This window comes from Pseudomonas sp. GW456-12-1-14-TSB6 (assembly GCF_059424205.1).
In genome coordinates, this window is sequence record NZ_JBWKZE010000002.1 from 209,253 (window position 1) to 224,592 (window position 15,340).

Annotated in this window: 13 protein-coding genes and 1 riboswitch; of the genes, 7 read left to right on the forward strand and 6 right to left on the reverse strand. The window is 61.3% G+C overall.

From position 1 onward, the window contains the following. The first annotated feature begins 79 nt into the window (after positions 1 to 79). Positions 80 to 1,345: a cation:proton antiporter gene (locus AC07Y2_RS02475; RefSeq protein ID WP_085667394.1), complete on the forward strand. Its 1,266-nt coding sequence runs from the start codon at positions 80 to 82 to the stop codon at positions 1,343 to 1,345. Here AC07Y2_RS02475 and AC07Y2_RS02480 read toward each other — a convergent pair whose 3' ends face one another. Both AC07Y2_RS02480 and AC07Y2_RS02485 read right to left on the reverse strand, forming a co-directional pair. Next, positions 1,346 to 2,251, reverse strand: coding sequence for a formate/nitrite transporter family protein (locus AC07Y2_RS02480; RefSeq protein ID WP_039767964.1), 906 nt, complete (start codon positions 2,249 to 2,251; stop codon positions 1,346 to 1,348). Positions 2,252 to 2,324: 73 nt separating this feature from the next. After that, positions 2,325 to 2,732, reverse strand: coding sequence for an acyl-CoA thioesterase (locus AC07Y2_RS02485; protein WP_011336338.1), 408 nt, complete (start codon positions 2,730 to 2,732; stop codon positions 2,325 to 2,327). A gap of 192 nt (positions 2,733 to 2,924) precedes the next feature. Further along, positions 2,925 to 3,023: riboswitch (S-adenosyl-L-homocysteine riboswitch) on the forward strand. A 22-nt stretch (positions 3,024 to 3,045) separates the two neighbouring features. Between AC07Y2_RS02485 and ahcY the strand changes: the two genes are divergently transcribed. The 4 genes from ahcY to rhlE2 all read left to right on the forward strand — a co-directional run bounded on the left by ahcY (position 3,046) and on the right by rhlE2 (position 8,547). Beyond that, entirely contained in the window at positions 3,046 to 4,455 is a 1,410-nt protein-coding gene (gene ahcY / locus AC07Y2_RS02490; protein WP_039767963.1) for an adenosylhomocysteinase, read from the forward strand. Positions 4,456 to 4,650: 195 nt separating this feature from the next. Further along, on the forward strand, positions 4,651 to 5,496 hold the full coding sequence (metF, locus tag AC07Y2_RS02495; RefSeq protein ID WP_007959683.1) for a methylenetetrahydrofolate reductase [NAD(P)H]: 846 nt from the start codon (positions 4,651 to 4,653) through the stop codon (positions 5,494 to 5,496). 147 nt (positions 5,497 to 5,643) lie between these two features. Beyond that, positions 5,644 to 6,456 (forward strand): substrate-binding periplasmic protein, encoded by an 813-nt coding sequence (locus AC07Y2_RS02500; RefSeq protein ID WP_039767962.1) that lies wholly within the window; start codon positions 5,644 to 5,646, stop codon positions 6,454 to 6,456. A 222-nt stretch (positions 6,457 to 6,678) separates the two neighbouring features. After that, positions 6,679 to 8,547, forward strand: a complete 1,869-nt coding sequence (rhlE2, locus tag AC07Y2_RS02505; RefSeq protein ID WP_103385361.1) for an RNA helicase RhlE2 — start codon at positions 6,679 to 6,681, stop codon at positions 8,545 to 8,547. 138 nt (positions 8,548 to 8,685) lie between these two features. On the opposite strand, the gene AC07Y2_RS02510 is transcribed toward rhlE2, so the two are convergent. The 3 genes from AC07Y2_RS02510 to AC07Y2_RS02520 all read right to left on the reverse strand — a co-directional run bounded on the left by AC07Y2_RS02510 (position 8,686) and on the right by AC07Y2_RS02520 (position 11,919). After that, complete coding sequence (locus AC07Y2_RS02510; RefSeq protein ID WP_039768113.1) at positions 8,686 to 9,279, reverse strand: YceI family protein; 594 nt, start codon at positions 9,277 to 9,279, stop codon at positions 8,686 to 8,688. Between the two features lie 32 nt (positions 9,280 to 9,311). Continuing rightward, positions 9,312 to 9,863 (reverse strand): cytochrome b, encoded by a 552-nt coding sequence (locus AC07Y2_RS02515; RefSeq protein WP_074692051.1) that lies wholly within the window; start codon positions 9,861 to 9,863, stop codon positions 9,312 to 9,314. Between the two features lie 277 nt (positions 9,864 to 10,140). Further along, positions 10,141 to 11,919, reverse strand: coding sequence for a flavin monoamine oxidase family protein (locus AC07Y2_RS02520; protein ID WP_039767959.1), 1,779 nt, complete (start codon positions 11,917 to 11,919; stop codon positions 10,141 to 10,143). A gap of 223 nt (positions 11,920 to 12,142) precedes the next feature. On the opposite strand from AC07Y2_RS02520, the gene AC07Y2_RS02525 reads away from it, so the two are divergent. Next, on the forward strand, positions 12,143 to 13,549 hold the full coding sequence (locus AC07Y2_RS02525; RefSeq protein WP_039767958.1) for an adenosylmethionine--8-amino-7-oxononanoate transaminase: 1,407 nt from the start codon (positions 12,143 to 12,145) through the stop codon (positions 13,547 to 13,549). A 145-nt stretch (positions 13,550 to 13,694) separates the two neighbouring features. Continuing rightward, entirely contained in the window at positions 13,695 to 14,414 is a 720-nt protein-coding gene (locus AC07Y2_RS02530) for a 16S rRNA (uracil(1498)-N(3))-methyltransferase (protein ID WP_103385360.1), read from the forward strand. 4 nt (positions 14,415 to 14,418) lie between these two features. On the opposite strand, the gene AC07Y2_RS02535 is transcribed toward AC07Y2_RS02530, so the two are convergent. After that, the gene (locus AC07Y2_RS02535; protein ID WP_103385359.1) at positions 14,419 to 15,321 is read right to left on the reverse strand and encodes a transporter substrate-binding domain-containing protein; all 903 of its coding nucleotides are present in this window, start codon (positions 15,319 to 15,321) and stop codon (positions 14,419 to 14,421) included. Between the last annotated feature and the right edge of the window lie 19 nt (positions 15,322 to 15,340).

Here is a 15,340-nt window from a genome sequence, read left to right on the forward strand (position 1 = left end):
CCACCCGGCGTCAGCCCATCCAACCCTTGCGTCCATGAACGGGCGCGCTGTCTTTCCACCCCCATCCAAAGGACCCCGGATGCTTGAACTCGTCGCCGCTTTCATCTGCCTCACCACCCTCCTCACCTTTGTGAATTTCCGCTTCATCGGCCTGCCTCCGACCATCGGCGTGATGGTTACCGCACTGATGTTTTCCCTGTTGCTGCAAGGCTTGAGCCTGCTCGGTTACCCCGGTCTGGAAGAGCGCGTGCAGCAACTGATCGGCCAGATCGACTTCGGCGATCTGCTGATGAACTGGATGCTCTCGTTCCTGCTGTTCGCCGGTGCGTTGCACGTGAACCTCAACGACCTGCGCAGTTACCGCTGGCCCATCGGCCTGCTGGCGACCTTCGGCGTACTGATCGCCACCGCCGTGATCGGCAGCCTCGCCTATTACATTTTTGCCCTGTTCGGCTGGCACGTGAGCTTCCTCTACTGCCTGTTGTTCGGCGCGCTGATTTCCCCGACCGACCCGATCGCGGTACTCGGCGTGCTGCGTACGGCCAACGCCTCGAAACCGCTGAAGACCACCATCGTCGGCGAATCGCTTTTCAACGACGGCACCGCCGTGGTGGTGTTCACCGTGCTGCTGGGCATCGCGCAACTGGGCGAAACCCCGACTGTCGGCGCCACGGCCATGCTGTTTGCCCATGAAGCCATCGGTGGCGTGCTGTTCGGCGGGCTGATCGGTTATCTGGTGTACCTGATGATCAAAAGCATTGAGCAGCATCAGATCGAAGTCATGCTGACCCTGGCCCTGGTGATCGGCGGTTCGGCGATGGCCACCGAGCTGCACGTGTCGGCGCCGATTGCGATGGTGGTCGCCGGTCTGATCATCGGCAACCTCGGTCGCAACCTGGCGATGAACGACATGACGCGCAAATACCTGGACGGTTTCTGGGAGTTGCTCGACGACATGCTCAACGCGTTGCTGTTCGCGCTGATCGGGATGGAGCTGTTGCTGCTGCCGTTCAACTGGCTGCACGTGGCGGCGGCAAGCCTGCTGGCGCTGGCGATTCTGCTGTCGCGGCTGCTCACCGTGGCCCCGGCCATCGTCTTGCTGCGGCGCTGGCGCACGGTGCCGCGCGGTACGATCCGGATCCTGACCTGGGGTGGTTTGCGCGGCGGTGTTTCGGTGGCATTGGCCCTGGCCCTGCCGCTGGGCCCGGAGCGCGATCTGCTGCTGAGCATCACTTACATCGTGGTGCTGTCGTCGATCCTGTTGCAGGGCCTGACCATCGGCAAACTGGTCAAGCACGCAACCCGCGATGAGCCGGCGACCGCTGCCGAGCCCGCGCACCATTGATCATTTCTTGATCCGCTGCGGATCGGGCTTTTCGGCCTGATCCGCAGATTCCTTCGGCGCATCCGTTTCTTTCGGCGCACCGCTTTCACTGCGGATCTGCGCATGACTGATCAGGGCAAAGATGAAACTGCCGCCGATGATGTTCCCCGCCAGCGTCGGCCCGGCAAACACCGCCCAGAAGTCACTCCACGGCAACTCGCCGGCAAACACCAGATACGACACCTCCGCCGACCCCACCACGATGTGAGTGAAATCGCCCAGTGCCATCAGATAGGTGATGAGGATGATGATCCACATCTTCGCGCTTTCCATGGACGGGATCATCCAGACCATGGTGGCGATCATCCAGCCCGAGACGATGCCCTTGGCGAACATCTGACTCGCGTGATTCTCCATGACCTTGCGGCCGATTTCGAGGAAGGCCTCGTCGGTCTTGCTGTCGAAGATCGGCAGTTCGAGCATCACGTACGCCACCAGAATCGTCCCGCACAGGTTGCCGAACAGCACCACCGTCCACAGCCGGATCAACCGGCCGAAATTGGCCAGGGTCGGCTTGGTCATCACCGGCAGCACGGCAGTCAGGGTGTTTTCGGTAAACAGTTGCTGGCGGGCGAGGATCACCGCGAGAAAGCCTGCGCAGTAGCCGAAGCTGGCAATCACTTTGAATTCGTCGCCCTCGGGCAGACGCGAGTTGAGCAGGCCCATGCCCATCAGCGACAGGCCCATGGTCAGCCCGGCCGCCAGCGCCGACCACCACAGCGCGGCGATGCTGCGCTCCAGTTCCTGGTCGCCCTGTTTGCGGATGATTTCATGCAGAACCGCCGCCCGGGGCGGCTGGTTTTTCTCGACTTCGTGCTGTTCCTTGGCCGAGAGATCGGGGGTCTTGCCGTCTGTTGGTGTGGTCATGGCGGGAAACCGGTGGCGGGGTCATAAGGCTACGACACGCGCCGCTCGGCTTCCGTTCGCCGGTGTGACGCGATTACTCGGTAACGGGCACGTCATCCTTGAACTGGTCTTTGACATACCTGATCTCGGTCCGCCCGTGCGGCGCCGGCAGGCCGTCTTCGCCGAGGTTGACGAAGACCATCTTCTCGACGGTCAGGATGCTCTTGCGAGTGATCTTGTTGCGCACTTCGCAGGTCAGGGTGATCGAGGTGCGGCCGAACTCGGTGGCGGTGATGCCCAGTTCGATGATGTCGCCCTGGCGCGAGGCGCTGACGAAGTTGATTTCGGAAATGTACTTGGTCACCACACGCTGGTTGCCCAGTTGAACGATGGCGTAGATCGCCGCTTCCTCGTCGATCCAGCGCAGCAGGCTGCCGCCGAACAGGGTGCCGTTGGGGTTGAGGTCTTCGGGTTTTACCCACTTGCGGGTGTGGAAATTCATGGGGGGGCGGCCTCCGAGTTGTTTGTGCAATAGGGTTACGCCCCCAGCTTCAAGCTTCAAGCGACGAGCTGCAAGTTAAAAGCCGAGCCGCTGTTACTTGTCGCTTGCGGCTTGCCACTCGCAGCTCAAAGAAAGCTATAATCGCCCCCGTTTCAAAACGGTAACCTTCACTTGATACCGTTTTCCCGCCACCTGTCCGAGGGGCGCTGCAGCAGGTTCAACCTGTCAGGCTCGGATGGGGCGTTGACCGGCTCAGGCCGGACACTAAACGCACAACGGCGCCCATTCGCATACATTACGAATGGAGGCTCTCATGAGCGCTGTTATCACGCCTGCAGATTTTAACGATTACAAAGTTGCCGACATGTCCCTGGCTGCCTGGGGCCGTCGCGAAACCATCATCGCCGAGTCGGAAATGCCGGCCCTGATGGGTCTGCGCCGCAAGTACGCTTCCGAGCAGCCTTTGAAAGGCGCAAAAATCCTCGGCTGCATCCACATGACCATCCAGACCGCCGTGCTGATCGAAACCCTGGTTGCCCTGGGTGCCGAAGTGCGCTGGTCGTCCTGCAACATTTTCTCGACTCAGGATCAGGCCGCTGCTTCCATCGCCGCTGCCGGCATCCCGGTTTTCGCCTGGAAAGGCGAGACTGAAGAAGAGTACGAGTGGTGCCTGGAGCAGACCATCCTGAAGGATGGCCAGCCATGGGACGCCAACATGATCCTCGACGACGGTGGCGACCTGACCGAGCTGTTGCACAAGAAATACCCACAGGTTCTGGACCGCGTCCACGGCGTGACCGAAGAAACCACCACCGGCGTGCACCGTCTGCTGGACATGCTGGCCAAGGGCGAGCTGAAAATCCCGGCCATCAACGTCAACGACTCGGTGACCAAGTCCAAGAACGACAACAAGTACGGCTGCCGTCACAGCCTGAACGATGCCATCAAGCGCGGCACCGACCACCTGCTGTCCGGCAAGCAAGCGCTGGTCATCGGCTACGGTGACGTGGGCAAGGGTTCGGCCCAGTCCCTGCGTCAGGAAGGCATGATCGTCAAGGTCTCCGAAGTCGACCCGATCTGCGCCATGCAAGCCTGCATGGACGGTTTCGAACTGGTTTCGCCGTTCATCGACGGTATCAACGACGGCACCGAAGCGAGCATCGACAAAGCGCTGCTGGGCAAGATCGACCTGATCGTGACCACCACCGGCAACGTCAACGTTTGCGATGCAAACATGCTCAAAGCCCTGAAGAAGCGCGCCGTTGTCTGCAACATCGGTCACTTCGACAACGAAATCGACACCGCTTTCATGCGCAAGAACTGGGCATGGGAAGAGGTGAAGCCACAGGTACACAAGATCCACCGTACCGGTGCTGGCTCGTTCGACCCACAGAACGACGACTACCTGATACTGCTGGCCGAAGGCCGTCTGGTGAACCTGGGCAACGCCACCGGTCACCCGAGCCGCATCATGGACGGTTCGTTCGCCAACCAGGTGCTGGCACAGATCTTCCTGTTCGGCCAGAAGTACGCCGACCTGTCGCCAGCCCAGAAAGCCGAGCGCCTGACCGTTGAAGTACTGCCGAAGAAACTCGACGAAGAAGTGGCCTTGGAAATGGTTCGCGGCTTCGGCGGCGTGGTCACTCAACTGACCAAGCAACAGGCTGACTACATCGGCGTGACCGTAGAAGGCCCGTTCAAGCCGCACGCTTACCGCTACTAAGAGCATAAGAGCAGCTGCGAGCTTCAAGCTTCAAGCGGCAAGCAAGGTCAAAAGCCGGACTTGCCGTACGAAGCTTGAAAGCTCTGCCCCTATTTCAAAACAGTTTCAGGCAGCAGGTTTCACGCTCGATAGATCAGCGCACCACCGCTTCTCTCGCAGCTTGTAGCTTGCCGCTCGTAACTGGAGGCTTCCTCCATGTCCCAAGACCGTCGCTACAGCTTCGAGTTCTTCCCGACCAAGACCGATGCTGGGCATGAAAAACTGCTCGCCACTGCCCGTCAGCTGGCCACCTACAACCCCGACTTCTTTTCCTGCACCTACGGCGCTGGCGGTTCGACCCGTGATCGCACGCTGAACACCGTGTTACAGCTGGAAAGCGAAGTCAAAATCCCCGCCGCACCGCACCTGTCGTGCGTCGGCGACAGCAAGGACGACCTGCGCGGCCTGCTGAACGAGTACAAGGCCGCCGGCATCAAGCGCATCGTCGCCCTGCGCGGTGACCTGCCGTCCGGCATGGGCATGACCAGCGGCGAGCTGCGTCACGCCAATGAACTGGTTGAATTCATTCGTGAAGAAACCGGCAATCATTTCCACATCGAAGTCGCCGCCTACCCGGAGATGCATCCGCAAGCGCGCAACTACGAAGACGATCTGGCCAACTTCGTGCGCAAGGCCCGTGCCGGCGCCGACAGCGCGATCACCCAGTACTTCTTCAACGCCGACAGCTACTTCTACTTTGTCGACCGTTTGCAGGCGCTGGGCGTGGACATTCCGGTCGTGCCGGGGATCATGCCGATCACCAACTACAGCAAACTCGCGCGTTTCTCCGATGCCTGCGGTGCGGAAATCCCGCGCTGGATCCGCAAGCAGCTGGAAGCCTACGGCGATGACAGCCAGAGCATTCAGCGTTTTGGCGAACAGGTCGTCACCGAAATGTGCGAACGCCTGCTGCAAGGCGGCGCGCCCGGCCTGCACTTCTATTCCATGAACCAGGCCGAACCGAGCCTGGCAATCTGGAACAACCTGAAGCTGCCGCGCTAAAAAGACGTAACCGCAGAACCAGAAGATCGCAGCCACGACAGTGCCTACAGCGCTTTCGCCGCTGCGATCTTTTGCTTTTAATGCCCGAAACAGAGCTTCTGCGGCCAGTTTCTGGCTCTTTGCCGTTTCTCGTCGTAATCTCAAGCCATGCCTTTGATCACGCAGTTATTCGCCGTGCTGGTTTTTGCTTGCCTGAGCTTTGCCGCTCGGGGCGAGAAGCTGCGTATCGTCACCGAACCGTGGGCGCCGTACGTCTATGAACAAGACGGCAAGAACCTCGGTCTCGACTACGAAACCACCGCCATCGTGTTCAAGCGCCTGGGCATCGAAGTCGAATGGCAGTTCCTGCCGTGGAAACGCTGCCTGTCGATGCTCGAAACCGGCCAGGCCGACGGCGCGCTGGACATCTTCCATAGCGACGAACGCGACGCCACCCTGCTCTATCCGAGCGAACCGCTGTCGGACGTCGAGTTCGTGATGTTTTACGCCAACGACCGCCCGCACCCTTTTCGCAGCCTCGAAGACCTCAAGGGCCTGACCATCGGCACCTCACCGGGCTATCTGTACAGCCCCGACTTTCGCGAATCGACGCTGTTCACCCGCGAGCCGGCCCCGACCCACGAAGCCAATTTCGGCAAACTGGTGCGCGGGCGTATCGACCTGCTGATCACCGACCGCCGCGTGGGCCAGCATTTGCTCGATGAATTGGATATCCGCAACCAGATCACTGAAAACCCCACGGTCATCAGCCGCCAGAGCCAGTTTCTGGCCGTGCGACGCAATGCCGGAATGGATTTGCTGGTGCAGCGCTTCGGCGCCGAGCTCAAGCGTTTCAAGCGCGAACCGGCCTATGCCGAGCTCAGCGCTCGCTACGGCGCGGCCCCCGCCCTGGCGGCACCGCTGGGCAACGCCACCGCCAGCGGCAAAACCGTTGAGCAGCAGGAAAGCGGCGCGCAGTGATTGCTCTGTTATACTCCGGCGTTCCCGCCAGGCTCACGCCCGGACGCCCGGAACCGTAACAGGCCTCCCGACCCGCTACAGCGCAGCTTTTCAGCCCGCGCGAGCGCTCCGGACGTGCCTTCGGAACCGCAGCAGGACCGGACGGGATTGCGTCCTCTTAAACGCCATTCGCGCCAGGCAAGACTCCCATTGGGCCAAGCCCTAACTGAAACAGGATTACTCATGTCCTTTGCTTCCCTCGGTCTCTCCGAGGCTTTGGTCCGCGCTATCGAAGATGCGGGCTATACCGAGCCTACTCCGGTGCAACAGCGGGCCATTCCCGCCGTGTTGCAAGGTCGCGACCTGATGGTTGCGGCTCAGACAGGTACTGGTAAAACCGGCGGTTTCGCCCTTCCGATCCTGGAGCGGCTGTTTCCCAACGGTCACCCGGACAAATCCCAGCGTCACGGCCCGCGCCAACCGCGCGTGCTCGTGCTGACCCCTACCCGCGAACTCGCGGCGCAGGTTCACGACAGTTTCAAGATCTACGCCCGCGACCTGAAATTCGTCAGCGCGTGCATCTTCGGCGGCGTCGGCATGAACCCGCAGGTTCAGGCCATGTCCCGTGGCGTTGACGTGCTGGTGGCGTGCCCCGGTCGTCTGCTCGACCTGTGCGGCCAGGGCAGCGTCGATCTGTCCCACGTCGAAATTCTCGTGCTCGACGAAGCCGACCGCATGCTCGACATGGGCTTCGTCCATGACGTGAAGAAAGTCCTCGCGCGTCTGCCGGCCAAGCGCCAGAACCTGCTGTTCTCGGCGACCTTCTCCAAAGACATCACCGATCTTGCCGGCAAACTGCTGCACAACCCGGAACGCATCGAAGTGACGCCGCCGAACACCACGGTCGAGCGCATCGAACAACGCGTGTTCCGTCTGCCGGCCAGCCACAAGCGTGCGCTGCTGGCCCACCTGATTACCGCCGGCGCGTGGGAACAGGTGCTGGTGTTCACCCGCACCAAGCACGGCGCCAACCGTCTGGCCGAGTACCTGGACAAACACGGCCTGCCGGCTGTGGCGATCCACGGCAACAAGAGCCAGAACGCCCGCACCAAAGCCCTGGCCGACTTCAAGGCCGGTGAAGTGCGCATCCTGGTTGCCACCGACATCGCCGCCCGTGGCCTGGACATCGACCAGTTGCCACACGTGGTCAACTTCGAACTGCCGAACGTCGATGAAGACTACGTGCACCGTATCGGCCGTACCGGCCGGGCCGGTCGTTCGGGCGAGGCGATCTCGCTGGTCGCACCGGACGAAGAAAAACTGCTGAAAAGCATCGAACGCATGACCAAGCAGAAAATCGCCGACGGCGACCTGATGGGCTTCGATGCCAGCACCATCGAGGCCGAGAAGCCGGAAGCCCGTGAACGTCCGGACATGCGCAACCCGCGCAATGCCCGTGGCCCACGCGGTGACGGTCCGAATGGCGGCGGCGGTGGCGGCGGTCGTAAAGACAAAGGCAAAGACAAGGGCAAGGAAAAACCGGCCGGTGAGCGTGGCGAGCGTCCAGCCCGTCAACAGAAGCCGCGTGAAGGCACTCCGGCCCGCGAACAGCGCCAGCCAAGCCAGCCGCCACGCGCCGCTGCTGACCGTGCTCCGGACGAATTCCTCGACGACGATATCGATAACTTCGGTAACCGCGTTGATTACGTGCCGAAGCAGGCTCCGGCCGGTGGTCGCAACCGTCGTCCAGGCGCTCCGGCGCAAGGCGCAGGTTCGGGCGCACCCCGCGGCGGTCAGTCGCAAGGTCGCCAGAACGGCCCGCGCAACAGCAACGGCTCGAGCACCGGCACCCCGCCAGGCAAACGCAGTGGCCCACGCAACGGTGCACCGCGTGACGGTCAGGGTCGTCGCGACGAAAACTCGCGCAACCGCCGCCCGGCCCGTGACGATCAGCAACGCGCTGAACCGGCCGTGCAGAACCCGCGCAGCAGCGGGCCGAAGATCATGCACAAGGAGTCGAAAGCCGACCGCTTCCCGACGCCTGAGCAACTGGATCAACTGCCAAGCCGCCCACGCGGTGAAAAACCGGCCTTGCTGACCCGCAATCGCTGAGTTTTCGACTGCAATGAAAAATGCCCCGGCCTGAAAACCGGGGCATTTTTTGTGCGCCGCTGAAACGAAAGTGGCGGCAGGCAATTAAAAACGCCCCCGATCGCAAGACCGGGGGCGTTTTTGTATGGCCGGCGAAAATTACTTCGCTTTGACACCTTCGAACGAGATGTACAGGTCGACTTTGTCAGACTGTGGACCCAGGTCCATCATCTTGCCGAAATCAGAACGCTTGATGCTGGTAGTGCCTTCGAAGCCGGCACGGTAGCCGCCCCATGGATCCTTGCCTTCACCCAGGAAAGTGGCCTTGACCACGATCGGCTTGGTCACGCCGTGCAGGGTCAGGTCACCCGTCACGTCGGCAGTGTCTTTGCCATCGGCGTTCTTGCCGGTGGACTTGACGCTGGTGGAGACGAACTTGGCATCAGCGTATTTGCCCACGTCCAGGAAGTCTTTGCTGGAGATGTGCTTGTCACGCTCGGCGTGGTTGGTGAACACGCTGGCGGTCTTCACGTCAAACTCGATCTTGCTGTCTTCAGGCTTGGCAGCATCGAAGCTGAACTTGCCGCTGATGTCCTTGAAGGTACCGGTGATGTAGCTGTAGCCCAGGTGGCTTATCTTGAAGTCGACGAAGGCGTGCTGGCCTTCTTTGTCGACTACGTAGTCAGCGGCCATCACATTGGCGGACAGGACGGCAGAGCCGATTGCCAGAGCGGCCAGAGTCTTTTTCAACATGCTTTGTTTTCCTTTGGAGTCGAGGTTGAACATCAGGCTTTGCGTCCCAGCATTCGTGTCAGGGTCGCATCACGATCGATAAAGTGGTGCTTCAATGCTGCCAACGCATGAAGGCCGGAAAAAATTACCAGCGCCCACGCCAGCCAGAGATGAATCACACCGGCGGTATCTGCCTGATCCGGTAGTCCGGAAACCAGTGCAGGAACTTCAAACAGGCCAAACACCGGGATCCCGACACCATCTGCGGTGGAAATCAGGTAACCGGCAATCATCACGGCGAACAGCGCAAGGTAAAGAAACCCATGGCCGAACTTCGCACCGATGCGGGTCATGCGGCTGTAGCTTTGCAACGTTGGCGGCGGTGGACTGACAAAGCGCCACAACACCCGCAACACCATCACACCCAGCAGCACCAGACCGATGCTCTTGTGCAGATCCGGCGCGTCTTTGCGCCAGGTGCTGTAGTAATCCAGCCCCACCATCCACAGACCGAGCGCGAACAGCCCGAAGACCGCCAGCGCCACACCCCAGTGCATGAAGATGCTGACCCAACCGTAGCGCGAAGAAGAGTTACGTAGCTGCATTGCCCAAATCCTGTGAGAACTGCGAACCAAGACTAGCGAGTTATCTATCGAATTAAAGCGGAAAATTTCGCTTTGAAATATCGAGAAATACGATCAAGAGTCTTGAACAGGGGAGTTAAGGAAAGATTAAAGACAAAAGTGTGACTGGAGGTTAGCTGAGAGGTCTTCAAATTTCAGTGCCCGCATTGATCCCATCGCGAGCCTGCTCGCGATGGCGATCTTTCAGGCAAAAAAAAGCGCGGCCTGAAAGCCGCGCTTTTTCATTCACCGCCAAGCCTTACTGCGCTTTGGTCTCGGTGCTTGCCGCCGGTTTGGCCGCTGGCTTCTTCGCCGGTTCAGCTTTTTTCGCCGCAGGTTTCGCTGCAGGTTTTTTCGCTTCGGTCTTGGCCGCCGGTTTCTTCGCTGCTGGTTTGGCTGCCGCTTTCTTCGCCGGCTCGGCTTTCACCGGGGCCGCTGGCTTCGGTGCTTCCACCGGGGCTGGCGCGGGGGCCGGAGCCGGTGCAGGCGCTGGAGCGGCTGGAGCAGGTGCCGGCTCAGGCGCTTTCACAGGCTCCGGTTTCTTGTCGTCGTCCGAACCGCCGAACAGATTGGTGAAGAAGTTGCCTTTCTTCGCCGCTACTGCCGCACCCGCACCCGCCGCTGCGGCGGTGGCCGCTGCCGGGCCGACCTTGGCCGGTTCGAAGGATTTGCCCGCCGCCAGGTCTTCAACCTGACTGGCTGCGCGCTGACCGGTGCGCAGTGCGCCTTCCAGCGTGCCCGGGTACAAGGTGTCGGTGTGTTCGCCAGCAAACGCTACGCGCTGCAGCGGACGCTCCCACAGGCGCCAGTATTTGCTGATCTGGCCAGGGCCGAAGGCCAGGTAGGAACCACCGGTCGATGGATCGGTGCTGTAGCGACGGATTTCATAACCGGTGAACGAGCCACGGGCCTGTGGATAAAAGGTGTGCAGGCGAATCAGCACCTGGTCGACCATCTGCTTGTCGCCGAAGGCCTGCATGACGCGGGCGTTATCGCCGGACAGGTTGATCACCACGTTCGCGCCGCCCTTCAGAGCCGGCTCGATCCACAACATGCCAAGGCCAGTGTTGCTGTAGATCTCGCCGGACATCCGCGCCTTGCTTTCCCATACCGGCGTCTTGAACTTCAGCATGATCTGGTCGCGCCAGCCGTAGTTGGTGCCTTTGATCGCGGCCAGGTGCTGGGCGTCCAGCGCCGGAGTCAGCTGGATCTTGTTGAGGGCGCGCAACGGCACCGCCAGCACAACGTAATCGGCCTGGTAGCCGACGCTGCCGACCTTGACGGTCACGCCGTCCTTGTCCTGGGTGATGGCAGATACTGGCGAGTTGGTCTTGATGGTTTTCAACTGTTTGACGAAGGCCTGGGCCAGCACCGGGCTGCCACCGACCAGACGCGAAGCGCGCAGGTCACGGTCGGACACGCCGCGATACACCCGGCTTTGCTGTGCGAAGTACAGCAGCGACAGGCGCGAAGGCTCGTCGTAGTGGGTGCGGATGTCCTGGTTGATCAGCTGACGTGCGGTGGCCGGCAGGTTCTGCTTGTCGAGCCAGCTCGAGACGTTGATCTGGTCCAGGGCGTGCAGGGTGTTGGTCGCGGCCGGGTTTTGCGGATCGTCGATCGAACGCGCCAGATCGTCACGGGTTTTCTCGTAGCGCTTGAGCGCTTCGGCCGTGGCGGGCTGTTTGGTGGTCAGGTCCGCGGCGGAGAAATACTCGCCGTCGATCAGGTAACCCGGAGTCCGTACGAATTCAGGCGCCGGCGTGGTGCTCAGCTTGAAGGTCGAAACGTACTTGTTCAGCACCGGTTGAGTCTTGTCGTTGCCGATCCACTCGCTGGTGGCCATGCCCGAGCGACCGCCCAGGCTCGGCTTGGCTTCGAGCAGCGTGACCTGCCAGCCCTTGTTTTGCAGTTCGTAAGCCGCCGTCAGGCCCGACAGGCCGCCGCCGATCACGATCGCGGTTTTATCCTTGGCCAGCGCCGTAACGCTGAACAGCCCCAACACCACCAGCGCACAGGCGCGCAGCCAACCGACAGACATTCAGCGAACTCCGGAAATACACGTAGGAAAAAGCAGTTTTGCGGGTCAGACGACCCAAAGAACCGCGAAGAATACGTCAGCCATCAAAACGCCGCCAGCGACGTCTATCGGCCCATACAAAGTAGCTCAATCGACACAATGGGTTGTTCCGGCGCGATGCATTGCATAGGCTTGCGCGATTGTTTGCCCGCGCCTGACGCGAGCCGCCTCGAGGAGACTGAACATGGGCCTGAACAACCAGTGGATGCAACGCGATCTCGCGGTGCTGTGGCATCCCTGCACCCAGATGAAAGACCACGAACAGCTGCCGCTGATCCCGATCAAGCGCGGTGAAGGCGTCTGGCTCGAAGACTTCGAAGGCAAGCGTTATCTGGATGCGGTCAGCTCCTGGTGGGTCAACGTGTTCGGCCACGCCAACCCGCGCATCAACCAGCGCATCAAGGATCAGGTCGATCAACTGGAGCACGTGATTCTGGCCGGTTTCAGCCATCAGCCAGTGATCGAGTTGTCCGAGCGTCTGGTGAAGATGACGCCGGAAGGCCTGAACCGGGTGTTCTACGCCGATAACGGTTCGTCCTGCATCGAAGTCGCGCTGAAAATGAGCTTTCACTACTGGCTCAACCGCGGTCAGCCGAACAAGAAACGCTTCGTCACCCTGACCAACAGCTACCACGGCGAAACCATGGCGGCGATGGCGGTTGGTGACGTGCCGTTGTTCACCGAAACCTACAAAGCCCTGCTGATGGACACCATCAAGGTGCCGAGCCCGGATTGCTACCTGCGCCCGCAGGGCATGAGCTGGGAAGAGCATTCGCGCAACATGTTCGCGGCCATGGAACAGACGCTGGCGGAAAATCATGACAGCGTCGCTGCGGTGATCGTCGAGCCGCTGATCCAGGGCGCCGGCGGCATGCGCATGTATCACCCGGTGTACCTCAAGCTGCTGCGCGAGGCCTGCGACCGTTACGGCGTGCACCTGATCCATGACGAAATCGCCGTCGGCTTCGGCCGCACCGGGACGATGTTCGCCTGCGAACAGGCCGGCATCCGCCCGGACTTCCTGTGCCTGTCGAAAGCCCTGACCGGCGGTTATCTGCCGTTGGCCGCGTGCCTGACCACCGACGAGGTGTACAGCGCGTTCTACGACGATTACCCGACCCTGCGCGCCTTCCTGCATTCGCACAGCTACACCGGCAACCCGCTGGCGTGTGCGGCGGCGTTGGCGACCCTGGATATCTTCGAACAGGACAACGTGATCGAAAACAACCGGGCGCTGGCTCAACGCATGGCGTCGGCGACGGCGCATCTGGCGGATCATCCGAATGTTTCGGAAGTCCGGCAGACCGGCATGGTCCTGGCGATCGAGATGGTCAAGGACAAAGCCACGAAAGAGGCTTATCCGTGGCAGGAACGTCGCGGCCTGAAGGTGTTCCAGCATGCGCTGGAGCGTGGTGCGCTGCTGCGTCCGCTGGGCAGCGTGGTGTATTTCCTGCCGCCGTACGTGATCACCCCGGAGCAGATCGACTTCCTCGCCGAAGTCGCCAGCGAAGGCATCGACATTGCCACCCGTGACAACGTCAGTGTGGCGGTGCCGAAGGATTTCCATCCCGGGTTTCGTGATCCGGGCTGATCCAAACACTTAAGTTGACGGCTCGTTCCCATGCTCTGCGTGGGAACGCCTCACAGGACGCTCTGCGTCCGCTCTTGGGACGCAGAGCGTCCCGGGCTGCATTCCCACGCGGAGCGTGGGAACGATCTAATCAGAGAGACCCGAAATGAGACTGTCCCGCTTTTTTATCGACGCCCCGCTCAGCACTGGCGAACACGAACTGCCGGAAGCCCAGGCGCATTACATCAGCCGCGTGCTGCGCATGGCCGAGGGCGATGCGGTGCAGTTGTTCGACGGCTCCGGCCATGAGTTTCGCGGATCGCTGGTGGAAGTCGGCAAGAAGCGCGTGGTGGTGCAGATCGACGAGCAGTTCGCCGGTCAGGTCGAATCGCCGCTGCACGTCCACCTCGGCCAGGGCCTGTCCCGGGGCGAGCGGATGGACTGGGCGATCCAGAAAGCCACCGAACTGGGCGTGACTGAAATCACCCCGATCTTCAGCGAGCGCTGCGAAGTCCGCCTCAAGGACGAACGCGCCGACAAACGCCTGCTGCACTGGCGTCAGGTGGCGATCAGCGCTTGCGAGCAATGTGGTCGTTCGCGGGTGCCGGTGATTCATCCACCGCTGTTGCTGGCCGACTGGCTGAAGCAGACCGAAGCCGAACTGAAACTGGTGCTGCACCCGGTGGCCGAACCGCTAATCAGCCATGCCAAGCCATCAACGCTGGCGTTCCTGATCGGCCCTGAAGGCGGCCTGTCCGACGCCGAAGTCGAGCAGGCCAAGGCCAACGGCTTCCACGCCGCCCGCCTCGGCCCGCGCGTGCTGCGCACCGAGACCGCGCCGGTTGTGGCACTGGCGGTAGCGCAGCAACTGTGGGGTGATTTCTAACCCGTCACTGCACCGGATCACTGGTTGGTCTGGCGATGATTGCCTTGAGTTCACCGGTCATCGGGAACTCAAGGTTCAAGCCCTTCGGCGGGATCGGCTGCTCGAACCACTTGCGGTAGATCCCGTTGATCTCCCCCGAACTGTACAGGTCGGCCAACACGCCGTTCACCAGCGCAAGAAACTGCGGATCATCCTTGCGCACCATGCAGCTGTAGATTTCCCGCGATTGTTCCTCCCCCACCACGACCCAGTTGTGCGGATCGCGTGCCTTGGCCCGCTCGCCGTAGAGCAGCGCATCGTCCATGTAGAACGCCGCCGCGCGCCCTGATTGCAGCATCTGGAACGCCTCGCCGTGATCCTTGGCGCTGATCACGAACATGTTCAGTTTGTGGTCGAGGTTGTAGCTCTTCAGATAGCGCTCGTTGGTGGTGCCGGCGGTGGTCACCACGTTCTTGCCGCGCAGGTCGTCGAAGCTGTGGATGCCGCTGTCCTTGGCGGTCAGCAGCTGACCTTTGACGTAGATGAAACCGTAGGAGAACGCGACCTGCTTCTGCCGCTCGGCCGTTACGCCGGTGGAGCCGCATTCAAGGTCGACCGTGCCGTTCTGCACCAGCGGAATCCGCGTCTGCGACGTCACCAGGTTGTACTTCACCTTCAGCTCCGGCAGCACCAGTTGTTGCTTGATGCGCTCGACGATCTTGTCCGCCAGCTCCACCGAATACCCCATCGGCTGGCCGGTGTGATCGCCCACATACGAGAACGGCACCGACGCATCGCGATAACCCAGGGTGATGCTGTTGGCGCTGGCGATCTTGCCGAGCGTGCCGGTCAGCGGCACTTCATTGGCCTGCGCCTGAGCGCCGAAAACCAGCGCCAGAGTGCAGCCGAGCAACGTGATTTTTTGCATTGTTATTCTCCGTTGTGGG